Source organism: Lactococcus sp. KTH0-1S (assembly GCF_052544945.1).
The window spans coordinates 235,615-256,032 of the sequence record NZ_CP195165.1 but is presented as its reverse complement, the minus strand read 5'-3'; the positions used below and the strand labels follow the sequence as shown (position 1 = coordinate 256,032).

The following is a 20,418-nucleotide window of genomic DNA, read 5'->3' as shown; positions in this document are numbered from 1 at the left end:
ACTGATTTTTTTTGATATCTTATTTTGCAAATTGTGAATTATAAAGGCTGGCATATAATCCATTTTCTTTAAGGAGACTTTCATGGTTTCCCATTTCCACAATATTTCCATTTTCCATAACCAAAATCTGATTGGCATCACGAATAGTTGATAAGCGGTGAGCAACAACAAAGCTTGTCCGCCCTTTTAATAAACGATTCATCGCTGATTGAATCAGGCGCTCCGTTCTTGTATCTACACTGGAGGTGGCTTCATCCAAAATCAATATTTCTGGATTTGCTAAAAAGGCACGGGCGATGGTTAATAACTGCCTTTGACCCTGAGAAATATTGCTTGCGGCTTCATTCAAAAGAGTTTGATAACCTTGAGGTAAAGTGGTGATAAATTCATCAGCATGTGCCATTTTAGCTGCTTGAATCACTTCTTCTTGTGTTGCTTCAAGACGACCATACTGTAAATTATCCATAATTGTCCCTGAGAACAACCAGGTTTCTTGTAAAACCATTGCCATCCGTCCACGTAATTGTTCACGGTCAATTTCGCGAATGTCTTTTCCCTCAAGTAAAATATTTCCCGAAGTGACATCGTAAAATCGTTCGAGCAAGTTAATCATTGTTGTTTTTCCTGCTCCTGTTGGTCCCACAATGGCAATCATTTGCCCAACTTCAACGGAAAAATTTACGTCTGTCATTAAGGATTGATTCTCATTGTAAGAAAATGCAACTTGGTCAAAATTGATGAAATCAGTCTTGTCAGTCGCTTCTAAATTACTGACAGCATTTTTTGAACTTTTGTCAGCAACTTTTTCACTGACAGGAATTCCGTCAGTCATTTCTTTTTCATCTAATACTTCAAAAATTCGTTCGGCTGACGCAACTGTAGCCTGAATAGTATTAAGCATATTCGAGATATTTGTGATTGGCTGTGCAAATTGATTGGTATATTGCAACATGGCTTGAACATCTCCGAGATTAACCGCCCCTGAAATAACTTTAAGACCACCAATTACGGCCATGGCTAAGTAATCTAAATTATTGATAAATCGCATGGTTGGATAAATCAAAGTCGATACAAATTGAGCTTTCCAAGCTGATTTATAAAAATTATCATTTCTTTTTGCAAATTCTTTTTCAGCTGAGGCTTCATGATTAAATGTTTTAATGACCGTATGCCCTGCATAATTTTCTTCAATTTGGTCATTCAATAATCCCAGATTTTTTTGTTGTTCAGCAAAGAATTTTTGCGATAAAGGTGCGACAATCCTTACCGTAATCATTGCCAAAGGAACTGTGATAAAGGCGACGAGTGCCAACTGCCAAGAAATGGTCAACATGAAATAAATAGTTCCAACAAATTGCAAAAGACTTGTGATTAGCTGAATCAAAGTTTGATTTAAAGTCCCTGAAATATTATCCATATCATTTATCATTCGACTCATGATATCCCCATGACTATGGCTATCATAATATGAAACTGGCAATTTTTTCATTTTGTTTTTAAATTCACGACGTAAAGTATAAACTGTTCGTTGCGAAATGCGTGTCATAATGCTTTGTTGCAAAATCCCAGAGATAAATGAAATCAGATAAATGACCATGACATAAAGCAAAATAGATTCGACCTTAGCCATGTCAATTTGAATTGCGGTATGATTTTTTAGACTTTTTGTTACGCCATCAAATATCACTGTGGTTGCATTTCCCAAAATTTTGGGTGCCTGAACCGACAAAATGACTGACAGCGAAGCAATTAAAATTGAAAAAAGAAGTCCCCATAAATCTCTGCGCATATATTTGAACAGTCGAATAATCGTTGGAAAGAAATTTTGAGCTCGCCGACCTTTTTGAAAACGGCCAGCCCCTTTGCCACCTCGATTGAGATAATTTCCTCTCATCATTGGTCATCACCTCCTCTGGCGGTCAAATGTGCAATTGAAACACCCATCTTGACCAAATCATCATCCGAGAGTTGAGATTGCATTGTTTCTTGATATTGCGGACATGATTTTGCCAAACTTTCATGAGTACCAAGTCCTACGGCAATTCCATTTTCTAAAACTAAGATTTGGTCAGCTGACATAACGGTTGCGATTCTTTGAGCCACAATCACCTTGATTTTATTTTTATGTTTTACCGAATGATTAATAGCTGTTCGTAATTGTCTGTCAGTAGCAAAGTCCAAGGCCGAAAATGAATCGTCAAATAGATAAATTTCTGCCTCTTTAATCAAGGTTCTAGCAATCGAAATTCTTTGTTTTTGACCACCAGAGAAATTTGCGCCATTTTGTTCGACCGCCAACTCAAGTCCACCCTGTTCACGAACGAAATCAGCAGCTTGTGCAATTTCCAAAGCTTGCCACATTTCTTCATCTGTTGCATCACTTTTCCCAAATTGAAGATTCGAGCGGACAGTTCCCGAAAAAAGTTGAGCTTTTTGTTGCGTAAAAGAAACTTTTTCATGCAAGTCATACTGTGAAATTTGGCGAATATCAGTACCATCAATTGTGACACTTCCATTTGTTGGGTCAATTAATCTGGCAATCAAATTCAAAATCGTTGATTTACCAGAACCAGTCCCCCCAATAATTGCTAAGGTCTGACCAGCTGCTACATTTACTGACAAGTCACTTAGCGCTTGTCTTTTTGCTTCATCAAATTTGAAAGACACATGATTAAGAGCTAGAGCATTGCTGACAGAATTACTTTCAGACAACTTATCATTTCCGTCAGAGGATAGCCGTTGGCACTTTAGCGCCTCTACGGATATGCTCGAATTTTCATCAGTAATTTTATCTTTAGTTTCTAAAATTTCTCGAACTCGAACAGCTGAAACCTGAGCTCGTGGCACCATGACAGCAACTGCTGATAATTGCATAAATGACATCAAAATCTGTGTGGCATAGGTCAAAAAGGCAACTAATGAACCCATTTCCATCATATTTTTACTGATAAGATGAGCGCCAAACCAAACAATTCCAATATTTGTAAAACTAAGAATAACTGTCATAATTGGCATTAACATCGCAATCGTCGTCAAAACCACTTGACTGGTATGTGTCAAATCACGGTTAGCCTCATCAAATTTATCAATTTCATATTGGTCTCGTCTAAAAGCACGAATTACCCGAACACCAGTCAAGCCTTGTTGAAAAATCAGATTAATTTTATCAACTTTTGTTTGCATTGACCGAAATCGTGGCATGGAAATAGCAATATTAATAATGACAGCCAAAGTTAAAATAGGCAAGGCAATCAAAAAAACCAGCAGTAAATCATGTGATAATTTCCAAGCCATGAAAATAGAACCAATGAGCATCATTGGCGCCATGAGCATCATTCGTAACATCGTTTGAAAGACATTTTGCAATTGAGTCACATCATTTGTTGTACGTGTAATCAAAGTTGCATCACCAAATTCCTGAAAATTGCGCTCGTCCATAAATAAAACTTTCTTAAATAAATCATGGCGTAATTTCAGTCCCAATCCTTGAGATTGTTTAGAAGCAAAATAAACATTTCCAATTGCCGAAAGCCAACTGGCCAGAGAAACGAAAAGCATGATTAGACCCATAAACCAGATATATTTCATATCAGATTGACCAATGCCTTTATTGATAATATCCGCTGTAATCGTTGGAAGCCAAAGATTAGTCACAACTTGAATAACTAACAAAAAAAGTGCCCAAAATACAGGCCAAAAATTTAAATATCTCCTTCCAATCGTTAGCATAATTTCCTCTTTTCTCCAGAAACTACTCTTAGTAGTTTTTCTTTATTTTTCTTAGTTTGCATTCAAATATTATAGCACTTTTAACAGAAAAGTTACTGACAGAATGATTAATTTAGTAAATAATTTTACCAAATATTTTAATCATTCTGTCAGTAACTTTTTAATGAATTTCGACCGCTGGATAGGCCTCAACATAGCTCTCTCCTTGACTTCCTAGATAAGTGACTTTTCTTTCTGAAAAATCAGCTTCATAAGAAATCACACCAGCTTCCCAAGTGGCACTCAAGAATTCCGGAAAAGTCGTTTGTCCAGCTTGGTCAGCCCGCAAGGCCTTAATCAAAGCTTCTTGGTCAAAAACTGGCACCTCATGAAAACCACTCACTATTGGTGAATTGGTCACGCTAATTACGCCAGCACTAGTCCAAAACGTGCTTTGTCCGGCAGGAAGGGTCCAAACATTTTTTAAAACTCCAGCTTCTCGCATACATTCAGCCAAGTATGGAAAACCACCTACTTTTGGACGAATTTTCTCTGCTTTTTTCATGGCGCCTTGCACAAGTTCAATTGCATTCATCTTTTGACCTCATCTTCATTTATTTTGATGATTAATTATAACAAAAATTTTAAGAAAAAAATTACTGACGGAGGACTGAAATTTTCGTCAGTAACTTTTTTATCCCCAACTTCAATCCCCCTCTTGGTCGCATTGAACTGACAGAATTAATCAGCATTCATATTTTTTCATAAATAATGGAATTTCTTCAATCAATCGACTTGGCAAGACCACATATGATTTCCGAGCTAAGACGCTTGCAATTAAACTATGCAAGTAAGTTGCAGCAGCAACGACTTCCTCTGTTTCTCCATGAAACTGCGCTAAAAAGCCACCAACCATCCCGGCTAAAGTGTCCCCCATTCCCCCAGTTGCCTGAGCCGGACTCCCTATTTTCAAGATAAATGACTCCTGATTTGGCGCAAAAATTCGTGTTTCTGAAGATTTAGCAACGACAATCGTTCCGAGTTGATTAACAAAATCTTGAACTTCTTCTTTGGTTTGTTGACCAATTTTCAAACCAGAAAGTCGTTCCAATTCCATTTCATGAGGTGTAAACACCGTATTTTCAGGAAATGGTAAGTCTAAATGCTCTCTAGCAAAAAGGGTCAGTGCCGAACCATCAATGACTAACTTTTGATTTTCTGTCAGTAAATTCAAAACTTCCGTCAGTAAATCTAGTCTTTCTAAGCCCAATCCTGGACCAATAACAATAACATCAGCAGCTTTTGCTACTTCTCTTAGCTTTATCAAATCATCAAAATCTAAAGTCAATGCTTCTGGAAGTCTTGCCTGTAAAGCACTATGATTTTCTTTAGCCAGTGCCACAGAAACTAAGCCAGCACCTGAATAAACTGCACTTGTCGTCGCCAAAATAGCCGCACCACCATATTGACGATTACCGCCAATCACTAATAAGCGACCATAAGTTCCTTTGTAAGAAGCTTTTTTACGTTTTTTAATTACTTTTGCTAAAATTTCATCAGTCAGTTCAATCATAATGCTATTTTACCGCATTTCATACCGATTTCCAATATCCAATATCGATATTTAAAAGCCTTATCGCTCGCTGAATTTAAAATTTACTATTTTTCAATACTCTTTCCCCTATTTCTGCTCACATCATGTTAAAATTAAAGCATGACAAAATCAGCTAAAACATTTGACGTTATCGTTGTTGGCGCAGGCCCTTCTGGAATGATGGCTGCCATCTCAGCCGCGCAAAACGGAGCAAAAGTTGCTCTTATTGATAAAAATAAAAAAGTCGGAAAAAAATTATTAATGACAGGTGGCGGACGCTGTAATGTGACAAATGCCCGTTCTGTTGACGAAATATTAACAAATGTTCCTGGAAATGGTCGTTTTCTTCATTCAGCCTTTTCTCAATTTTCAAACCTTGATATTATCGAATTTTTTGAAAGCAATGGAGTTAAATTAAAAGAAGAAGACCACGGGCGCATGTTCCCTATAACCGACAAATCAAAAACAATTGTTGATGCCCTCTTTAATAAAATTTTGAGTCTCCATGTTTCTTATTTCCCAAGCCAAGCAGTGGATAAGCTCCTCATTGAAAACGGAGCGGTAATTGGTCTTGAAACGGATAGTGAGAGCTTTTTAAGCCCTACAATTATCCTCTCAACAGGCGGACGCGCTTATCCTTCCACAGGTTCAACTGGTGATGGCTATCGTTTAGCACGCTCAGCAGGGCATAGTATTTCACAACTTTATGCCACTGAATCTGCCCTGATTTCTGACGAACCATTCATTTTAGACAAAAGTCTTCAAGGCATTTCCCTACGCGAAATCAAACTCTCAGTACTCAATTCTAAGGGAAAAGCAATCATCTCTCATCAGCATGATTTATTATTTACGCATTTCGGAATTTCTGGTCCAGCTGCTCTGCGTTGTTCAAGTTTCATTAACCAACTTCTTGCTAAAGGTGAAAAAATGGTCACAGTCAGCTTAGACCAATTCCCCGAAAAAAAGTTGGGCTCTTTGAAAAATGAACTGACTAGCCTTTCCAAAACAGATAAATCAATTAAAAATGCCTTCTCAGGATTGACCCAAGAACGTATGCTCCTATTTATCCTTGAAAAAGCTGGAATTGACCCTAGTCTTTCTGCCAAGACGCTATCTGAACAGCAAATTGATAAAATCGCAAGTCTTTTCAAAAATTGGCAAATCACAATTAGCAAAACTTTACCAATTGAGAAATCTTTTGTAACCGGTGGCGGTGTTTCTCTCAAAGAAATCAATCCAAAAAGTATGGAAAGTAAACAAACCCAAGGTTTATTCATGACCGGTGAACTTTTAGATATTAATGGATACACTGGCGGTTATAATATTACCTGCGCCTTTGTGACAGGTTTTGTTGCTGGAAAACACGCTGCTCAAATCGCATCTTATTTTCAACAATAAGTCAGCCCTAGCTCAGACTTGCACATTCTTTATAGAAATGGTACTATATTAAAGTACTGTTTTGCGGTGGTGGCGGAATTGGCAGACGCGCAGGATTAAGGATCCTGTCGGGAATTTTCTTGGTGCGGGTTCAAGTCCCGCCCACCGCACTAATAGGAACTCGGCTAAGGCTGAGTTTTTTTATTGTCTTTTTTTAGAAAATAAATAAAAAGTACCAACACTGGTACTTTTAAAATTCCTCATAATGTTCAAAAAGGACTTCTAAATCTGCTATTTCACTTAACAAAGTTTGGCCAACATTTGTATCCTTGACTCGTTTTCTTTGGTCAACTTCGGCTACCAGGCGTTTCAGGCTAATAATATCCGTCCCTTTTTCAACTGCTTCTTTAACGGTTGAAAAGGGTTGATGCGCAACCAGTTGAATGCCAAAACTATTATAAAGAAGAGTATACCCTGCAATTCCTGTTTCCTTTTGATAAGCTTTTGCAAAACCACCATCTATCACAATCAACTTTCCATCTGCCTTGATTGGATTTTCACCATTTTTTTCTTTGATAGGAGTGTGGCCATTCACCAAATGTCCCTCTTCATCTAAACCAAAGTTTTCTAAAATTTTCCTGATAATTTCAGCTTCCTCACGCAATTGATAATAAGGATTTTTCTTTTCCACATGCGTATTCTTATCCTTGATATAATAGCGTTCAAAGGTTGTCATTGCCGTTTTACCAAATAATGAAGAGCATTCTCCCACCCAAAGATACCACATCAAATCTGTAGCTAAATCCGTCGAGTTTTCTGGATGAGCGAGACATTTTCTAACCTCTTGGTCAAAGAAATCAAGCAAATCACGGCCAGCATGAGCCTCTTTGTTAACCGTAAATGATTTAAAATCACCATTTTCATGTAAGGGAAGACAGCCATGAATCAACAAGTTTCCATTGTAAGAAAGATACATGGCTCCCTTCTCTTGTAAAAATTCAACATGACGTTTAAGTTTATCAGAACTTCTAAAATTATTTAATAAATGACTGATTATTTTTTCTTCTTCAGCGGTCAAACTTTCAGGCTGCTCAGGATTTACTGTGGGCGCTTGAAAATCAGTTAATTCATAAACTTCAGTTCCCAATTTTATTGTTTTTTCGGAAAAATCAATGAAATGAAGGACGTCACGATGTTCAAGTTGAAAATCAGGTCGGCGTTTTATCAACTGACTCTCTAACTTAAATTGTAAAATGGCTGTGGCTTCTTGTAATTTATTAAGGAGTGCCTTTTCATCATCTGACAAACGAACCCCGTCGACCAAACGTGGTTGAAAAGCCTCACTTGGCTCATAATAACGTTCAGCATACTCTAAAATCATCCGTAAATTAATCCCATAAGATTCTTCAAGAATATCGAGATTTCCATAGCGGGCACAGATTCTAATTACATTCATCATGGCTAAAGGTGAACCACTAAAAGCTGCCATCCATACAATATCATGATTGCCCCATTGAACATCAACTGAGGGCATTTTTATTAAGCGGTCAATGATTTTATCTGGATAAGGTCCTCGATCATAAATATCTCCCACCACATGAAGGTGGTCAACCGTCAATCTGCGAATCGTATCTGCAAGTGCAACAATTAAACGAGTAAATTCACCCAAATTTTGCAATTGTGAAAGGATTGAATCAAAATAATCTCTTTTATCAGTCGTCGAATCCACTTCATTGATTAACTCTTCTAAGATATATCGAAATTTTTCTGGAAAAGCTTTTCGGACTTTTGAACGAGTATATTTTTGACCGACAAATTTTACAGTCTTTAAAAGATAAACTAAATTGATTCGACAATAGTTCTCAAATTCTTCTGTCTCTTTTAATTGACACTCAGAATCTAGTTTTTCTTGTGGATAATAAATCAAGGTTGCAAGTGATGATATTTCTGTTGCAGAAAATCCTGGAAAACAATCTCTAAGTTTTTCTTTGATACTGCCAGAACCATTTCTCAAAACATGATTAAAAGCATCATATTCACCATGCACATCACTCATAAAATGCTCTGTTGCTTTTGGTAGTTCACAAATAGCACTCAAATTAATAATTTCTGTCAGTACTGCTTCCTTTGACGAAAACTGTTTTTTTAGTAATTGATAATATTTTTTATCCATAATAAAAGTAAATGAGGTTTCGATCCCTCATTCACACTCTGCTTTCTATCTAAAAAAGTCGGGAATTATTAGACTTATTCTTGCATTTTATCATATAGAAAGCAGATAGTAAAGCGCTCACATTTGTAATTAATCATTATTTCTGTCAGTAAAATTTTTACTGACAAAAAAATCTGTCAGTAATGACAGACTATTTTTTGATTTTAATAAATAATACTTTAAGATAATTTCCTTCTGGAAAGCTGTCAGCAATATGAAAATCAGCTGGTAATTTTTCTTCTTGGAAAACGGTAAATTTTACTCCCTTATTTTTGAGCGCTTCTTCAATCATTTGACGGAATTTTTTATCAGAAACATTTGCTGCATTTGTTGATGCAATTAATGTCCCATTATTTTCTAAAATTTCAACAGCTTCTTTAACAAGGTCGCCATAATTTTTAGCTACTGAGAATGTTTTTTTACCATTTCTGGCAAATGAAGGAGGGTCGAGGACAATCATGTCATAAGTCAATTCTTTTTTCTTAGCATAATTAAAATAACCAAAAACATCCATCACATAGATTTTTTGACTCTCTGGTTCAATTCCATTGACCAAAAATTGTTCTCTCGTTTTATCAAGCGAACGTTTCGCCAAATCGACTGACGTTGTTTGACTGCTTCCTCCAAAAGCTGCTGCAACTGAAAAAGCGCCTGTATAACTAAACATATTTAGTAAAGTTTTACCAGTTGAAAGACCGCCCACAAGTGCCCCGCGAACATTTTTTTGGTCAAGAAAAATTCCTGTCATTAATCCTTCATTTAGATAAGTCGCATAAGTCACGCCATTTTCCATGACCAACAAAGGTTCAGCCGCTTCTTGGCCAAAAATATGTTGACTTTCTAAAGCAGCCTCAGAAAAACGAAGTTTTTCATAAGCCCCTTTAATATCTGGGAACACGACTTGAAAAGCTTTAATAATCGCTTTTTTTTGACTATATATAAATTGATTGTACCAAGAAAAGACTGCAAAACCATTATAAAAATCAATGGTTAAGCCGCCTAATCCATCCCCTTCACCATTAAAAAGACGAAAGGCGTTCGTCAATTCATCTTGATAGAAGTTGGCCCGTAAAGCGCGTGCATTGACAAATTTTTCAACATAAAAATGATGGTCAATTTTTACTGACGAAGAATCTAAAAGCCAACCCACTCCTTTATTTTGTTTTGAAAGATAACCTGTTCCAAGCGCTTGCCCTTTTTCATCAAAAAATTGTGCAAAATCATCCTCTAAGAAGGGTGAATTTAAATCTTCTGCCACCAAAAGTGGATAACCAGCCCGCAATTTCTTTGCTGCTTTTGTCCGTACTGTAATTTTTTTCATGCTTTAATTATAACAAAAAAGTACTTTCTTTTTCTTTTAAAAACCAAAATAACCACCAGATAGACGATCCAGTAGTTATATAATCAAAAACATATTTTTAAGTCCGACGAACATTTTTCAAAGCTAAAACATTCAAAAGATAGAGCAGAGCCGCAAAAAGGAGCATAACGAGCAAATCAAACCAGATTCCAGAGAAGCCTACTCCTCTTTTAACTACCTCTTGCATGGCAGAAATTCCATAATAAACCGGAATACAATGAGCGATTGCTTGAAGAATGACAGGCATCGTATCCACAGGAATCAAACCAGAAAACAAAAATTGGGGAACAATCGCTAAAGGAATCATCTGTACAAATTGAAATTCTGTTTTTGCTAATGTGGATAAAAGTAATCCAAACAATAAAGCGATGATGGCGATAAAGAAATTAATGACAAAGACCCAACCAATATTCCCGTTATGATGAACCCCTAAAATCCAATAAGTAAAAACAACCATGAGTGCTGTTTGAATCATTGCAAGAATTCCATAACTCAAAGTATAGCCCGTCACGATTTCAGTTCGTTTCACAGGAGTGACTAACATTCTCCCCAGCGTCCCTGAGGTTCGCTCGTTCACTAATGAAATACCTGAAATTAGAAGCACCAAGAAGAAAGCAAAGGCTCCAACTAAAATCGGTGCTAAATCATCAAAAGTAGCATTTGTACTACTAGGATCTCCGTACAAATAGTGGCTCGTTACTTTATACTGCTTTGTATCAACCCTGAAATTTGTTGAAAAACTTTGACCTGATGTTTGAGGTAACTTACTTATCAAATCTTGCAGAGCCTGCTTAGTCTCCTCTTTAGTTGCCTTAACTTGGCTTTCTTGAATGACTTGTGTTAAAAGTAGCTTAATCGCAGAACTTGTTCCATTTGACTGATTAGCATAACTAACATCAATATTTTTTCCCGAAATACTAACAATTGCACTCAAATCTTTCTCATTCATTGTTGAGCGATTATTTTCAGAAACACTAATCACTTTCAGATGTGCTTTATCATTTGGCATATCCTTCAAAGCTCTTGTTAATTCTGTATTATCAGACTTCAAACCCACTCTGTAAGCAGTATTTGACGGTACTTGAAAGAGAAAGTACATGAGCGTCAAAATAAAGATTGGAGCTAAAAACATCATTGCCAGCGTCCTAGGGTCACCACGCCGTTGAAGCATAATTCGTTTAAAGATAGCAAGTGTTCTCATTTCGCTGCCCCCTTATTTTCTAACTCTAAATTTTTTCCCGCAACAATAAAGGCTTCCTCAACCGAGTCAACTTGATACTTTCCCTTAATTTCATTTGGCGAACCTTCTGCTATAAATTTACCATTTCTAAGCATCAGTACGATATCACAACGTTCAGCTTCATCCATGACATGTGTCGTAATCAAAATTGTTTTCCCTTGATTTGCTTGATTTCGCAGCTCTTCCCAAATTTCTTGACGTAATTCTGGATCAATCCCAACAGTTGGTTCATCTAAAAGTAAAATCGGAGCATCCGTTTGCAGAGCAATAGCGAGTGATAAGCGCCTTTGCATTCCTCCTGAATAATTGGAAATTGATTGATTTAACTGCTTAGTCAGATTTACTGTAGCAGCTGCCTTATCCAGTTTGCCTTGTAAATCCTTTTTTTTGATTCCTTGCAAAGAACCAAAAAATTCTAAATTTTGTTTGCCGGTCAATTCCTTAAATAAAGCGTCTTCTTGCGCCATATAGCCTAATTTCCCTAATACTTCTCTGTCAGGAATTTTTCTTTCAAGAACCTCAACATTGCCAGAATCCAATTTTTGCATTCCAACAATGGCTTTGATAAAGGTTGACTTCCCAGCTCCAGAAGGTCCAATTAAACAAATAATTTTTCCACTTTCAAATTCATAGGATAAATGGTCTAATATTGCCTTATCGCCAAATTTCACACTAATATCATTAATAGCAATCAGTGATTTCATATTATTCTCCTTTAATGGCATAAACTTTCTTTAGATTTAATGTTAAACTAATTGTAACACTTCATTTTTGAACCTCAAATCATTTTACCCTTTAGAAACTGCATATAAAAGTTATTTTGTAGTATAATGATAAGAACTTTAAGTTTTGAGAAACTTAGCACAAATCACTTATATCTTTATAAAGGAGTTCATATGGCCTGTACAACATTTCTCGTCGGTAAAAAAGCCTCATTAGATGGCACAACTTTAATTGCACGAAACGAAGATGGTGGAGATAAACCTAATCCCCAACGTTTTGTTGTCATCAACCCTGAAAATCAACCCAAGCACTATCGCTCTATCGCCACAGCTTGTGAATTTGACTTACCAGAAAATCCTCTGTCATATACTTCCACACCTGACGCGGATTCAACCTATGGTATTTGGGCAGCGGCTGGAATTAATAGTGAGAATGTTACCATGACTGCGACAGAAACCTCAACAACAAATAGTCGTATTTTGGGATTGGACCCTTATGTTGAAAGTGGCCTTGGTGAAGAAGACTTCACAACAATTACCCTCCCTTATATCCAGAGTGCGCGTGAGGGTGTTGAACGGATGGGACAACTCTTAGAAAAATATGGAACCTATGAATCAAATGGGATGGCTTTTTCTGATAAAGATGAAATTTGGTGGTTAGAAACACTAGGTGGACATCAATGGGCAGCTATTCGTATCCCCGACGACGCTTATGTTATTGCTCCTAATCGTCTTAATATCGATTGGTATGATTTTGAAAGTTCTGACACGATTTATTCAACTGGTTTGAAAGAATTTATTGATAAGAACAAGCTTAATCCAGACTTTGATGGTTATAACCTTCGTCATATTTTTGGTTCAAGTACCATTAAAGACACGCGCTACAACAATCCACGCGCTTGGTATGTGCAAAACTATTTTTCTCCAGAAACCACAGGAAATGATGATCCATTTAACCAAGAGTTACCTTTCATCTGCCATGCCAATCGCAAAATTTCCATTGAAGAAATTAAGTTTGTCATGTCAAGTCATTATGAAAATACAGCTTATGACCCTTACAGTACAACTTCAAGTGTCGCAGAACAAAAATTGATTCGACCAATTGGACTCAATCGTAATTTGGAACTTCATGTTTTACAAATTCGAGATAATATAGACAAGGAGCTTGCTGGCATTCATTGGCTTGCTTTTGGACCTAACAGTTTCAATAGCCTTGTTCCATTTTATGCTAGAGTAAGTGATACCCCTACTTGTTATCGCGATACAAAAGCCGACTTTGACCCAACCAAAATGTATTGGTTGACTACAATGACCGCTGTCCTAGGAGACAGTAATTTCCAAGGCTATGTCGATAAAAGAGACAATTTTGACCTAAACACAATGGCAAAATTAAGAGCCTTACAAAACGAAACCGACAAAGGAAGTGACCAATCACTTGAAGCAGTGAACGAAAAACTTGCACAGATTGCTCTGACTGCTCAAACTGAACTTCTTGGTAAAATGGTTATTTCTGGTTCTAATCACATGAAACTTCGCTTTGATTTTAATGATTAAAAAATACGGATGGTTATCCGTATTTTTTAGATACTATCAATGAAGCGTCAACATTCATTGATAAAGTAGTCCAGCAATTACAGCACCAACAATTGGACCAGTTGCGGGAATCCAAGCATAGCTCCAGTCGGAAGTTCCTTTATTTTTGATTGGTAAAAGTGCGTGCATTATTCTCGGACCTAGGTCACGTGCTGGATTCATCGCGTAGCCAGTTGTTGGTCCTAAAGAAAAACCAACTGCCATAATAAGAAAACCGACAATAATTGGACCAAAACCACCTTCCAGACGATAATGGCCCATTGCCATAATCAGTATCATGAGTAGCGCCCCATCAAAAGCTTCCCCTAAAAAATCGGACCAAGAATGACGAATAGCGGGTGCTGTGGCAAAACTTGCCAAGATTAGAGAAGAATCTTTTGTTTCTTCCCAATGAGGATAATAATGTAACCAAACGGCGACAGCACCTAACATAGCACCTAAAAATTCGGCTACAATAAAAGCAAATGCTAAGCCAATCTTTATTTTCCCTAAGACAAGAAAACCAATGACCAAGGCTGGATTGAGATAAGCGGGCGAAAAGAAGCCAACTACCCAGACGGCGACAGCAACGGCTAAGCCCCAACCAATTGCAATAGTCACTCAACCTGCATTTTCCGATTTTGTTTTACCTAAAACATTTGCTGCGACACCCGCATTTCCTAATAATACAAGGATGAAAGTGCCCAGAAATTCTCCCAATATTTGTAATGTCATTGCTTTACCTTATTTTTCTATCAGCATTTTTTCTAACTGCTCTTTTATTGCTTCAAAAGTTGCTCCTGCTTCTAAGAGAGCACTCGCTGTATAAGCTCCCTCAATGAGCGGGACATTAAAAATGGTTAATTCTTTGTCTGTCATTTCAGAAACCAAATCCAAATTCATTCGAGCACTTCCTAAATCAAAAAATGTTAAGAGATTGTCTGCCTCATTTTCCTCAACTGCTGCCATTACTCGGTCAAATGAGGTGCCTATTTCGCCATTTTCTAAACCACCTATAGCGGTTAGCGAAATATTTTTAGCGACTTCACGAATTAATTTTTTTAGTCCTGAGGCAATCTCAGGGGAATGAGAAACAATTACAATTCCATAAGTCATGCTACTACCTCCAAAAGTGTTTCAAATAAATAAGCACTTGATTGTGTTCCAGGGTCAATGTGCCCAATTGAGCGTTCCCCAAGATAAGAAGCTCGTCCTTTTGTAGCTAAAAGTTCTGCACTTGCTTTAACAACTTTTTCTAAATTATCTTTGGAAGCTGAATCAGTTTGTAAGTCATTTAAAAATGCTGACCAGATATCAACCATCGTTTTTTCACCGACTTGAGCTTTTCCTCTTTTTTGAATAGCTTCTAGTCCAGCATAAATTAATTCACTTGTATCCAAAGTTTTTGCGGCAGTCATACTCATGGCTAGAAAGGCTGAACCATACAAAGGACCAGAAGCTCCTCCTACTTTTGACATTAGGGTCATGGCCACTTTCTTAAAGATTTCTGAGACACTTTCAAAGTTTGAACCTTCCAATGCTTTCATTGTTTCAGACATCCCACGAGCCATATTTGCACCATGGTCCCCGTCACCAATCGGTCCGTCTAGTTCGCTTAGATAAGCTTTATTTTCTTGTATTTTTTCGTTGAATTTTCCTAACCATTCAATTGTTGTATCTATTGTTAACATTCTCTCTCCTTATCCCCAAGAAATAGTTTTCACATCTTCATTAAGATTTTTGAGCCATTGGTCATCTTCCAACTTAATCATTGTAAGTGACAAGCCTGCCATATCAATTGAAGTCATATAATTTCCAACTTTTTTAAAAAGAATTTCTATATTTTCTTCTGTCAGTAATTTTGCAACATCATTCATAAAAATGAATTGCTCCATTAGTGGCGTCGCTCCCATACCATTTACAAGAATTCCATATTTTTGACCAGCTTCAAATTTGAATTCTTCTTTCAACTTTCCAACCAGTTCTGTTGCTAACTCATAAGAAGTTTTCATTTTTTCCCGACGGTATCCTGGTTCACTATGAATTCCTACGCCATATTCAATTTCATTATCATCAAGAAGAAAACCAGGTTTTCCAACTTCTGGAACTGTTGCAGCTGACAAAGCTAAGCCAATAGTCTTGATATTCTTGACGACCTTATCAGCCAAATCTTTGATTTCATCTAAAGAAGCCCCTTGATGGGCAGCTGCGCCTAATATTTTATGAACAAGAACTGTTCCAGCAACTCCTCGTCTTCCTTGAGTATAGAGCGAATTTTCAACGGCAATATCATCGTCAACAATAATTTGCTCAACCTTAATCTCTTCCATCTCAGCCATTTCTCGTGCCATTTCAAAATTCATCACATCACCTGAATAATTTTTGATAATTAAGAGTACTCCAGCACCTTCGTCAGCAGATTTGATTGCCTCATAAATTTGATCAGGCGTTGGTGATGTGAAAATAGCTCCACAAACAGCTGCTGACAGCATTCCTTCCCCAACAAAGCCAGCATGAGCCGGTTCGTGTCCAGAACCCCCGCCTGATACTAAGGCAACTTTTCCACTTTTAGGACTTTTACGTTGAATAATTTCAAAATCTGAAACTTTTTCAATCAAATCCCCGTAAGCATAGATTAATCCGGCTAACATTTCTGAGACTACATCTTGTGGTTGATTAATAATTTTTTTCATCGCTCATCCTCCTGAGTTTCTTATGTTATACTTAGTATAAAATATAAAGTCCATAAAAATAAGGGACAAATCGCAAAATGTGTCCGCTTTCTTTTAAAATATGAAAAAATCAATCATTACACAAAAAATTATTGCTAAAGCTTTTAAAGACCTGATGCAAAGTAATGCTTATCACCAGATTTCTGTCAGTGATATTATGCAAACTGCAAAAATTAGAAGGCAAACTTTTTATAATTATTTTCAGAACCAAGAAGAGCTTTTATCTTGGATTTTTGAGAATGATTTTGCCGAATTAATTAATGATAATCTGGATTATTATGGCTGGCAAAATGAACTCTTACTCTTATTACGCTACTTAGATGAAAATCAAATTTTTTATCAAAAAATATTTGTTATAGATAAAAATTTTGAACACTTTTTCCTTATTCAATGGGAAAACTTGCTTGATAAGGTTATTTTCGACCAAAAAAAAAAGTCTGACTATCATTGGTCAGACTTAGAAAAATCATTTATATGTCGTTATAATGCTGCAGCAATTTGTGCAATAACTCAAGAATCAATCATTAGAGGAAATTCTTTAGAAAAGCTTTATTCTCAGATTGTAAATCTTTTACTTGCTCAAATTAAAATTTTTGAAAGCTGATTACCATGCAAAAGCTCCCGTTGGAGCATTCAGATAGTCCAACCATTTAGGATCTTTAACAGAACAAAGTGTTAATGAAATTCCTGACATATCACAACTTGTCATTAGGTTCCCAACTTTGCAAAACTTAATAGATAAGCCTTCAAGTTCTAAAAGGCGCATCACATCATATTGAAAACTGTAAAGTTCCATTAATGTTGTTGAACCCAAACCATTTACAAGCAAAATATAATTTTTATTTGCTTTTTTTTGCCAGTTAATTTCTGCTTTTAACTTATTTACTAATTCTACGGCAATACGCTCTGAGTCTTCAAATTTTTCAACACGATAACCGGGTTCTCCGTGTATTCCAATTCCAAAAGAAACTTCATCTTCAGTTAGAACAAATGAAGTCTTTTGATGAGGAAAATGAACGGGTGCTAAGGCAACGCCCAAAGTATAAATTTCTGGGGAGAGTGACAGAGCCAATTGTTCAATTTCATCAATACTCCCGCCTTCTTTAGCAAAAGCACCGAGAATTTTATGAAGTAAAATTGTTCCAGCAACCCCTCGATGTCTTTTATGAAAATTGTAAGCATTTACCGAAATATCATCATGACTGACAATATACCTTACATCAATTCCTTCATTTCTCGCTTCTTTTATTGCCTCATTAAATTCCTTTAAGTCAGCTTCAAAGTTTTTAATAATCACAAAAACGCCTTTGCCTGAGTTAACTTGGCGAATAGCTTTTAAAATATTTTTAGACTTTGGTGGTATAAATAGGGGACCAGTCACAGCTGCCGCAAGCATTCCAGAACCAACGTAACCTACATGGGCCGGTTCATGACCACTTCCTCCACCTGAAATAATTGGAACTGTTTTTTCATTATATGTATTATCATAGAGAATTCCAGTTTCTGGTAGATAAGTCAACTGAGGGTAAGTCAAATCAATCCCTTTTAACATTTCCTCTGGAATTTCATTTGTTGAAGTATAGAATTTCATATAACCAAATTATAGCACAGATACAAAAAGAGCTTGATTTAAAAAATCAAACTCTTTTTATTTATTAGCTTTTAGATTATTTTTCAGTCAAAGCTGCAAGTCCTGGAAGTACTTTACCTTCGAGGAGTTCCATTGAAGCTCCACCACCAGTTGAAATCCATGAGAATTTATCTGCATAACCAAGGTTGATTGCTGCTGCTGCTGAGTCACCACCACCGATGATTGATTTAACACCTGGTTGTTTAACGATAGCTTCCATCAATCCAACAGTACCTGCTTGGAAATCTGGGTTTTCAAATACACCAACTGGACCATTCCAAACAACTGTTTTAGCACCTTCAAGTTGTGTGTTGTAGTCAGCAATTGTCTTGCTTGCTACGTCAAGTCCCATGAAGCCTGCAGGAATATTTTGGTCAGCAGTTTCTTTAACTTCTGTGTAACCAGCAAATGCGTTAGCAACTTTGTGGTCAAGTGGCAAAATCAATTTTCCAGCTGCTTTTTCAAGCAATTCTTTAGCAAGATCAAGTTTGTCATCTTCAACGAGTGAAGTTCCGATTTCGTAACCTTGAGCTTTCAAGAATGTGTAAGCCATCCCACCACCGATGATAACTTTATCAGCTTTTGAAAGAAGGTTTTCGATAACACCGATTTTATCTGAAACTTTTGAACCACCAAGGATTGCTACGAATGGACGTTCTGGAGCTTCAACTGCTTCTTGGATATAAGCAATTTCGTTTTCAAGAAGGAAACCAGCAACGGCTTTATCAACGTTTGCTGAGATACCAACGTTTGATGCGTGAGCACGGTGTGCTGTACCAAATGCGTCATTAACGAAGATTCCGTCGCCAAGTGAAGCCCAGTATTTACCAAGTTCTGGGTCGTTTTTAGATTCTTTTTTACCGTCGATGTCTTCAAAACGAGTGTTTTCAACGAGAAGGATTTCTCCATCTTTAAGTTCGTTGATTGCTGCTTCAAGTTCTGCTCCACGAGTAGTTCCTGGGAAAACAACATCTTGACCAAGTTTTTCAGAAAGAGCTTTAGCTACTGGTGCAAGTGATTTACCAGCTTTGTCAGCTTCTTCTTTAACACGTCCCAAGTGAGAGAAGAGGACTGCACGTCCACCTTGTTCAAGGATGTATTTAATTGTTGGAAGCGCAGCAGTGATACGGTTATCATTTGTGATTACGCCATCTTTAATTGGAACATTAAAGTCAACACGTACGAGGACTTTTTTGCCTTTAAGTTCAACGTCTTTTACAGTCAATTTTGCCATTTGGAAAAATTCTCCTTATAAGATATTTTTGTTGAGATTGAAAAAGCACCATGCTGATTCAATTCAAATCGATAGGTTAATTATATCACAAATTCGAATAATTTGGCTTTGAGAATTTTACTTTTAGCTTGTAAAGGGTTACTTTTAAAAGATTTTTACTGACAGATTTTTTATTTTTTTAAAATGAATTTAAAAAGGGCTGTCAGTAATATATTTTTGAATTCCATAAGCGACACCATCTTCTGTATTGCTTTTCGTAATCACTTTTCCTATTTTTTTTAAGTCATCAGAAGCATTTGCCATGACAATTGGTAACCCAACAGCTTTTAACATACTTAAATCATTTTCATTATCGCCAAATGCTGCAAGTTCGCTTTGCTCTAACTGTTCTCTTTGGGCAATAAATTGGACTGCTTTAGCTTTTTGAGCTTCAAGATGTGTAATCTCAAGATACGTTTCCCAAGTTTTTTGAATGATTATATCAGGAAAATTTAGCTTTTCTAAATGTTTTTTAATTTCTTCTAACTTACTTTCATTTGGTGTAATCAAAAGAATTTTAAATATTTCTAGTCTTGGTCGCTCAGTTATCAATGCTTCCAAATCTACTAACTTAGGAACCTGTGGAGTAAATTGCATTTCTTGTTCGATGTCTTTATCAATCTTTTCAACGTACCAATCGCTTAAACTGTACAGGGATAGATTTATTTCAGGATAATCTTTTTTGATTGTCTTAATCAATTCTTGAGCGCTAGCATGAACCATTGGATTTGCTTTAATGACTTCTTTTTTAGCAAAAATAAGCCCACCATTAAATGCAACTTGTGAGCTTTTTAAATTCAATTGATTAATTAGTCTCTCCATCGCTTGAGGCGCTCTTGCTGAAACCAAAGAAAACGGAAGATTAGAGTTTTCAATCACTTCTTGAGTCTTTTTGGAAATTTTACCTTGGTCATCAAGTAAAGTCCCGTCTAGGTCAGAAAAAATATGTTTAATCTTAGTCATCTTATCCCCCTCTATCCTCTATTTTAACAAAATTT

General features: G+C 36.6%; 17 protein-coding genes, 1 tRNA gene and 1 pseudogene. 4 read left to right on the top strand and 15 right to left on the bottom strand.

Annotated features, from left to right (window positions below):
* Nucleotides 1-19: 19 nt before the first annotated feature.
* From ACRYLU_RS01295 to ACRYLU_RS01280, 4 genes are all read right to left on the bottom strand, one after another.
* Nucleotides 20-1,897, bottom strand: coding sequence for an ABC transporter ATP-binding protein (locus ACRYLU_RS01295; protein WP_445081095.1), 1,878 nt, complete (start codon nt 1,895-1,897; stop codon nt 20-22).
* Nucleotides 1,894-3,729 (bottom strand): ABC transporter ATP-binding protein, encoded by a 1,836-nt coding sequence (locus ACRYLU_RS01290; RefSeq protein WP_445081094.1) that lies wholly within the window; start codon nt 3,727-3,729, stop codon nt 1,894-1,896. The genes ACRYLU_RS01295 and ACRYLU_RS01290 overlap by 4 nt, the downstream gene beginning before the upstream one ends.
* Nucleotides 3,730-3,889: 160 nt before the next feature.
* On the bottom strand, nt 3,890-4,303 hold the full coding sequence (locus ACRYLU_RS01285) for a DUF1398 domain-containing protein (protein WP_038598863.1): 414 nt from the start codon (nt 4,301-4,303) through the stop codon (nt 3,890-3,892).
* 150 nt (nt 4,304-4,453) lie between these two features.
* A complete protein-coding gene (locus ACRYLU_RS01280; protein ID WP_445081093.1) occupies nt 4,454-5,281 on the bottom strand; it encodes an NAD(P)H-hydrate dehydratase in 828 nt (275 codons plus the stop codon).
* A 141-nt stretch (nt 5,282-5,422) separates the two neighbouring features.
* Between ACRYLU_RS01280 and ACRYLU_RS01275 the strand changes: the two genes are divergently transcribed.
* Both ACRYLU_RS01275 and ACRYLU_RS01270 read left to right on the top strand, forming a co-directional pair.
* On the top strand, nt 5,423-6,700 hold the full coding sequence (locus ACRYLU_RS01275; protein ID WP_003131173.1) for an NAD(P)/FAD-dependent oxidoreductase: 1,278 nt from the start codon (nt 5,423-5,425) through the stop codon (nt 6,698-6,700).
* Nucleotides 6,701-6,763: 63 nt separating this feature from the next.
* A tRNA-Leu gene (locus ACRYLU_RS01270) sits at nt 6,764-6,849 on the top strand.
* Between the two features lie 80 nt (nt 6,850-6,929).
* Here the strand turns inward: ACRYLU_RS01270 and ACRYLU_RS01265 are convergent.
* The 4 genes from ACRYLU_RS01265 to ACRYLU_RS01250 form a co-directional block, all read right to left on the bottom strand.
* On the bottom strand, nt 6,930-8,852 hold the full coding sequence (locus ACRYLU_RS01265; RefSeq protein WP_195362999.1) for a fructose-1,6-bisphosphatase: 1,923 nt from the start codon (nt 8,850-8,852) through the stop codon (nt 6,930-6,932).
* Nucleotides 8,853-9,042: 190 nt separating this feature from the next.
* On the bottom strand, nt 9,043-10,212 hold the full coding sequence (locus tag ACRYLU_RS01260; protein WP_445081092.1) for a class I SAM-dependent rRNA methyltransferase: 1,170 nt from the start codon (nt 10,210-10,212) through the stop codon (nt 9,043-9,045).
* A 97-nt stretch (nt 10,213-10,309) separates the two neighbouring features.
* Nucleotides 10,310-11,452, bottom strand: coding sequence for an ABC transporter permease (locus ACRYLU_RS01255; RefSeq protein WP_058204972.1), 1,143 nt, complete (start codon nt 11,450-11,452; stop codon nt 10,310-10,312).
* Complete coding sequence (locus tag ACRYLU_RS01250; protein ID WP_445081091.1) at nt 11,449-12,195, bottom strand: ABC transporter ATP-binding protein; 747 nt, start codon at nt 12,193-12,195, stop codon at nt 11,449-11,451. The genes ACRYLU_RS01255 and ACRYLU_RS01250 overlap by 4 nt, the downstream gene beginning before the upstream one ends.
* Before the next feature lie 192 nt (nt 12,196-12,387).
* On the opposite strand from ACRYLU_RS01250, the gene ACRYLU_RS01245 reads away from it, so the two are divergent.
* The gene (locus ACRYLU_RS01245; protein ID WP_445081090.1) at nt 12,388-13,767 is read left to right on the top strand and encodes a C69 family dipeptidase; all 1,380 of its coding nucleotides are present in this window, start codon (nt 12,388-12,390) and stop codon (nt 13,765-13,767) included.
* A gap of 54 nt (nt 13,768-13,821) precedes the next feature.
* On the opposite strand, the pseudogene ACRYLU_RS01240 reads toward ACRYLU_RS01245, so the two are convergent.
* The 4 genes and pseudogenes from ACRYLU_RS01240 to dhaK form a co-directional block, all read right to left on the bottom strand.
* Nucleotides 13,822-14,520 (bottom strand): annotated as a pseudogene (locus ACRYLU_RS01240) (MIP/aquaporin family protein).
* Nucleotides 14,521-14,529: 9 nt separating this feature from the next.
* Complete coding sequence (gene dhaM, locus ACRYLU_RS01235) at nt 14,530-14,901, bottom strand: dihydroxyacetone kinase phosphoryl donor subunit DhaM (RefSeq protein ID WP_038598841.1); 372 nt, start codon at nt 14,899-14,901, stop codon at nt 14,530-14,532.
* Entirely contained in the window at nt 14,898-15,476 is a 579-nt protein-coding gene (dhaL, locus tag ACRYLU_RS01230) for a dihydroxyacetone kinase subunit DhaL (RefSeq protein ID WP_038598838.1), read from the bottom strand. The genes dhaM and dhaL overlap by 4 nt, the downstream gene beginning before the upstream one ends.
* A gap of 9 nt (nt 15,477-15,485) precedes the next feature.
* Nucleotides 15,486-16,478: a dihydroxyacetone kinase subunit DhaK gene (gene dhaK / locus ACRYLU_RS01225; RefSeq protein WP_118263514.1), complete on the bottom strand. Its 993-nt coding sequence runs from the start codon at nt 16,476-16,478 to the stop codon at nt 15,486-15,488.
* 100 nt (nt 16,479-16,578) lie between these two features.
* Between dhaK and dhaS the strand changes: the two genes are divergently transcribed.
* Nucleotides 16,579-17,121: a dihydroxyacetone kinase transcriptional activator DhaS gene (dhaS, locus tag ACRYLU_RS01220; RefSeq protein ID WP_445081089.1), complete on the top strand. Its 543-nt coding sequence runs from the start codon at nt 16,579-16,581 to the stop codon at nt 17,119-17,121.
* Here dhaS and dhaQ read toward each other — a convergent pair whose 3' ends face one another.
* The 3 genes from dhaQ to ACRYLU_RS01205 form a co-directional block, all read right to left on the bottom strand.
* A complete protein-coding gene (gene dhaQ / locus ACRYLU_RS01215; RefSeq protein ID WP_038598829.1) occupies nt 17,122-18,108 on the bottom strand; it encodes a DhaKLM operon coactivator DhaQ in 987 nt (328 codons plus the stop codon).
* Between the two features lie 76 nt (nt 18,109-18,184).
* On the bottom strand, nt 18,185-19,381 hold the full coding sequence (locus ACRYLU_RS01210) for a phosphoglycerate kinase (RefSeq protein ID WP_012897069.1): 1,197 nt from the start codon (nt 19,379-19,381) through the stop codon (nt 18,185-18,187).
* 189 nt (nt 19,382-19,570) lie between these two features.
* Nucleotides 19,571-20,383, bottom strand: coding sequence for an HAD family hydrolase (locus ACRYLU_RS01205; protein ID WP_445081088.1), 813 nt, complete (start codon nt 20,381-20,383; stop codon nt 19,571-19,573).
* Nucleotides 20,384-20,418: the final 35 nt, after the last annotated feature.

Bases quoted from the DNA above. Each gene is read 5' to 3' on its own strand.
- ACRYLU_RS01295 (WP_445081095.1), bottom strand. From the start codon at position 1,897: ATGATGAGAGGAAATTATCTCAATCGAGGTGGCAAAGGGGCTGGCCGT.
- ACRYLU_RS01290 (WP_445081094.1), bottom strand. From the start codon at position 3,729: ATGCTAACGATTGGAAGGAGATATTTAAATTTTTGGCCTGTATTTTGG.
- ACRYLU_RS01285 (WP_038598863.1), bottom strand. From the start codon at position 4,303: ATGAATGCAATTGAACTTGTGCAAGGCGCCATGAAAAAAGCAGAGAAA.
- ACRYLU_RS01280 (WP_445081093.1), bottom strand. From the start codon at position 5,281: ATGATTGAACTGACTGATGAAATTTTAGCAAAAGTAATTAAAAAACGT.
- ACRYLU_RS01275 (WP_003131173.1), top strand. From the start codon at position 5,423: ATGACAAAATCAGCTAAAACATTTGACGTTATCGTTGTTGGCGCAGGC.
- ACRYLU_RS01265 (WP_195362999.1), bottom strand. From the start codon at position 8,852: ATGGATAAAAAATATTATCAATTACTAAAAAAACAGTTTTCGTCAAAG.
- ACRYLU_RS01260 (WP_445081092.1), bottom strand. From the start codon at position 10,212: ATGAAAAAAATTACAGTACGGACAAAAGCAGCAAAGAAATTGCGGGCT.
- ACRYLU_RS01255 (WP_058204972.1), bottom strand. From the start codon at position 11,452: ATGAGAACACTTGCTATCTTTAAACGAATTATGCTTCAACGGCGTGGT.
- ACRYLU_RS01250 (WP_445081091.1), bottom strand. From the start codon at position 12,195: ATGAAATCACTGATTGCTATTAATGATATTAGTGTGAAATTTGGCGAT.
- ACRYLU_RS01245 (WP_445081090.1), top strand. From the start codon at position 12,388: ATGGCCTGTACAACATTTCTCGTCGGTAAAAAAGCCTCATTAGATGGC.
- dhaM (WP_038598841.1), bottom strand. From the start codon at position 14,901: ATGACTTATGGAATTGTAATTGTTTCTCATTCCCCTGAGATTGCCTCA.
- dhaL (WP_038598838.1), bottom strand. From the start codon at position 15,476: ATGTTAACAATAGATACAACAATTGAATGGTTAGGAAAATTCAACGAA.
- dhaK (WP_118263514.1), bottom strand. From the start codon at position 16,478: ATGAAAAAAATTATTAATCAACCACAAGATGTAGTCTCAGAAATGTTA.
- dhaS (WP_445081089.1), top strand. From the start codon at position 16,579: ATGAAAAAATCAATCATTACACAAAAAATTATTGCTAAAGCTTTTAAA.
- dhaQ (WP_038598829.1), bottom strand. From the start codon at position 18,108: ATGAAATTCTATACTTCAACAAATGAAATTCCAGAGGAAATGTTAAAA.
- ACRYLU_RS01210 (WP_012897069.1), bottom strand. From the start codon at position 19,381: ATGGCAAAATTGACTGTAAAAGACGTTGAACTTAAAGGCAAAAAAGTC.
- ACRYLU_RS01205 (WP_445081088.1), bottom strand. From the start codon at position 20,383: ATGACTAAGATTAAACATATTTTTTCTGACCTAGACGGGACTTTACTT.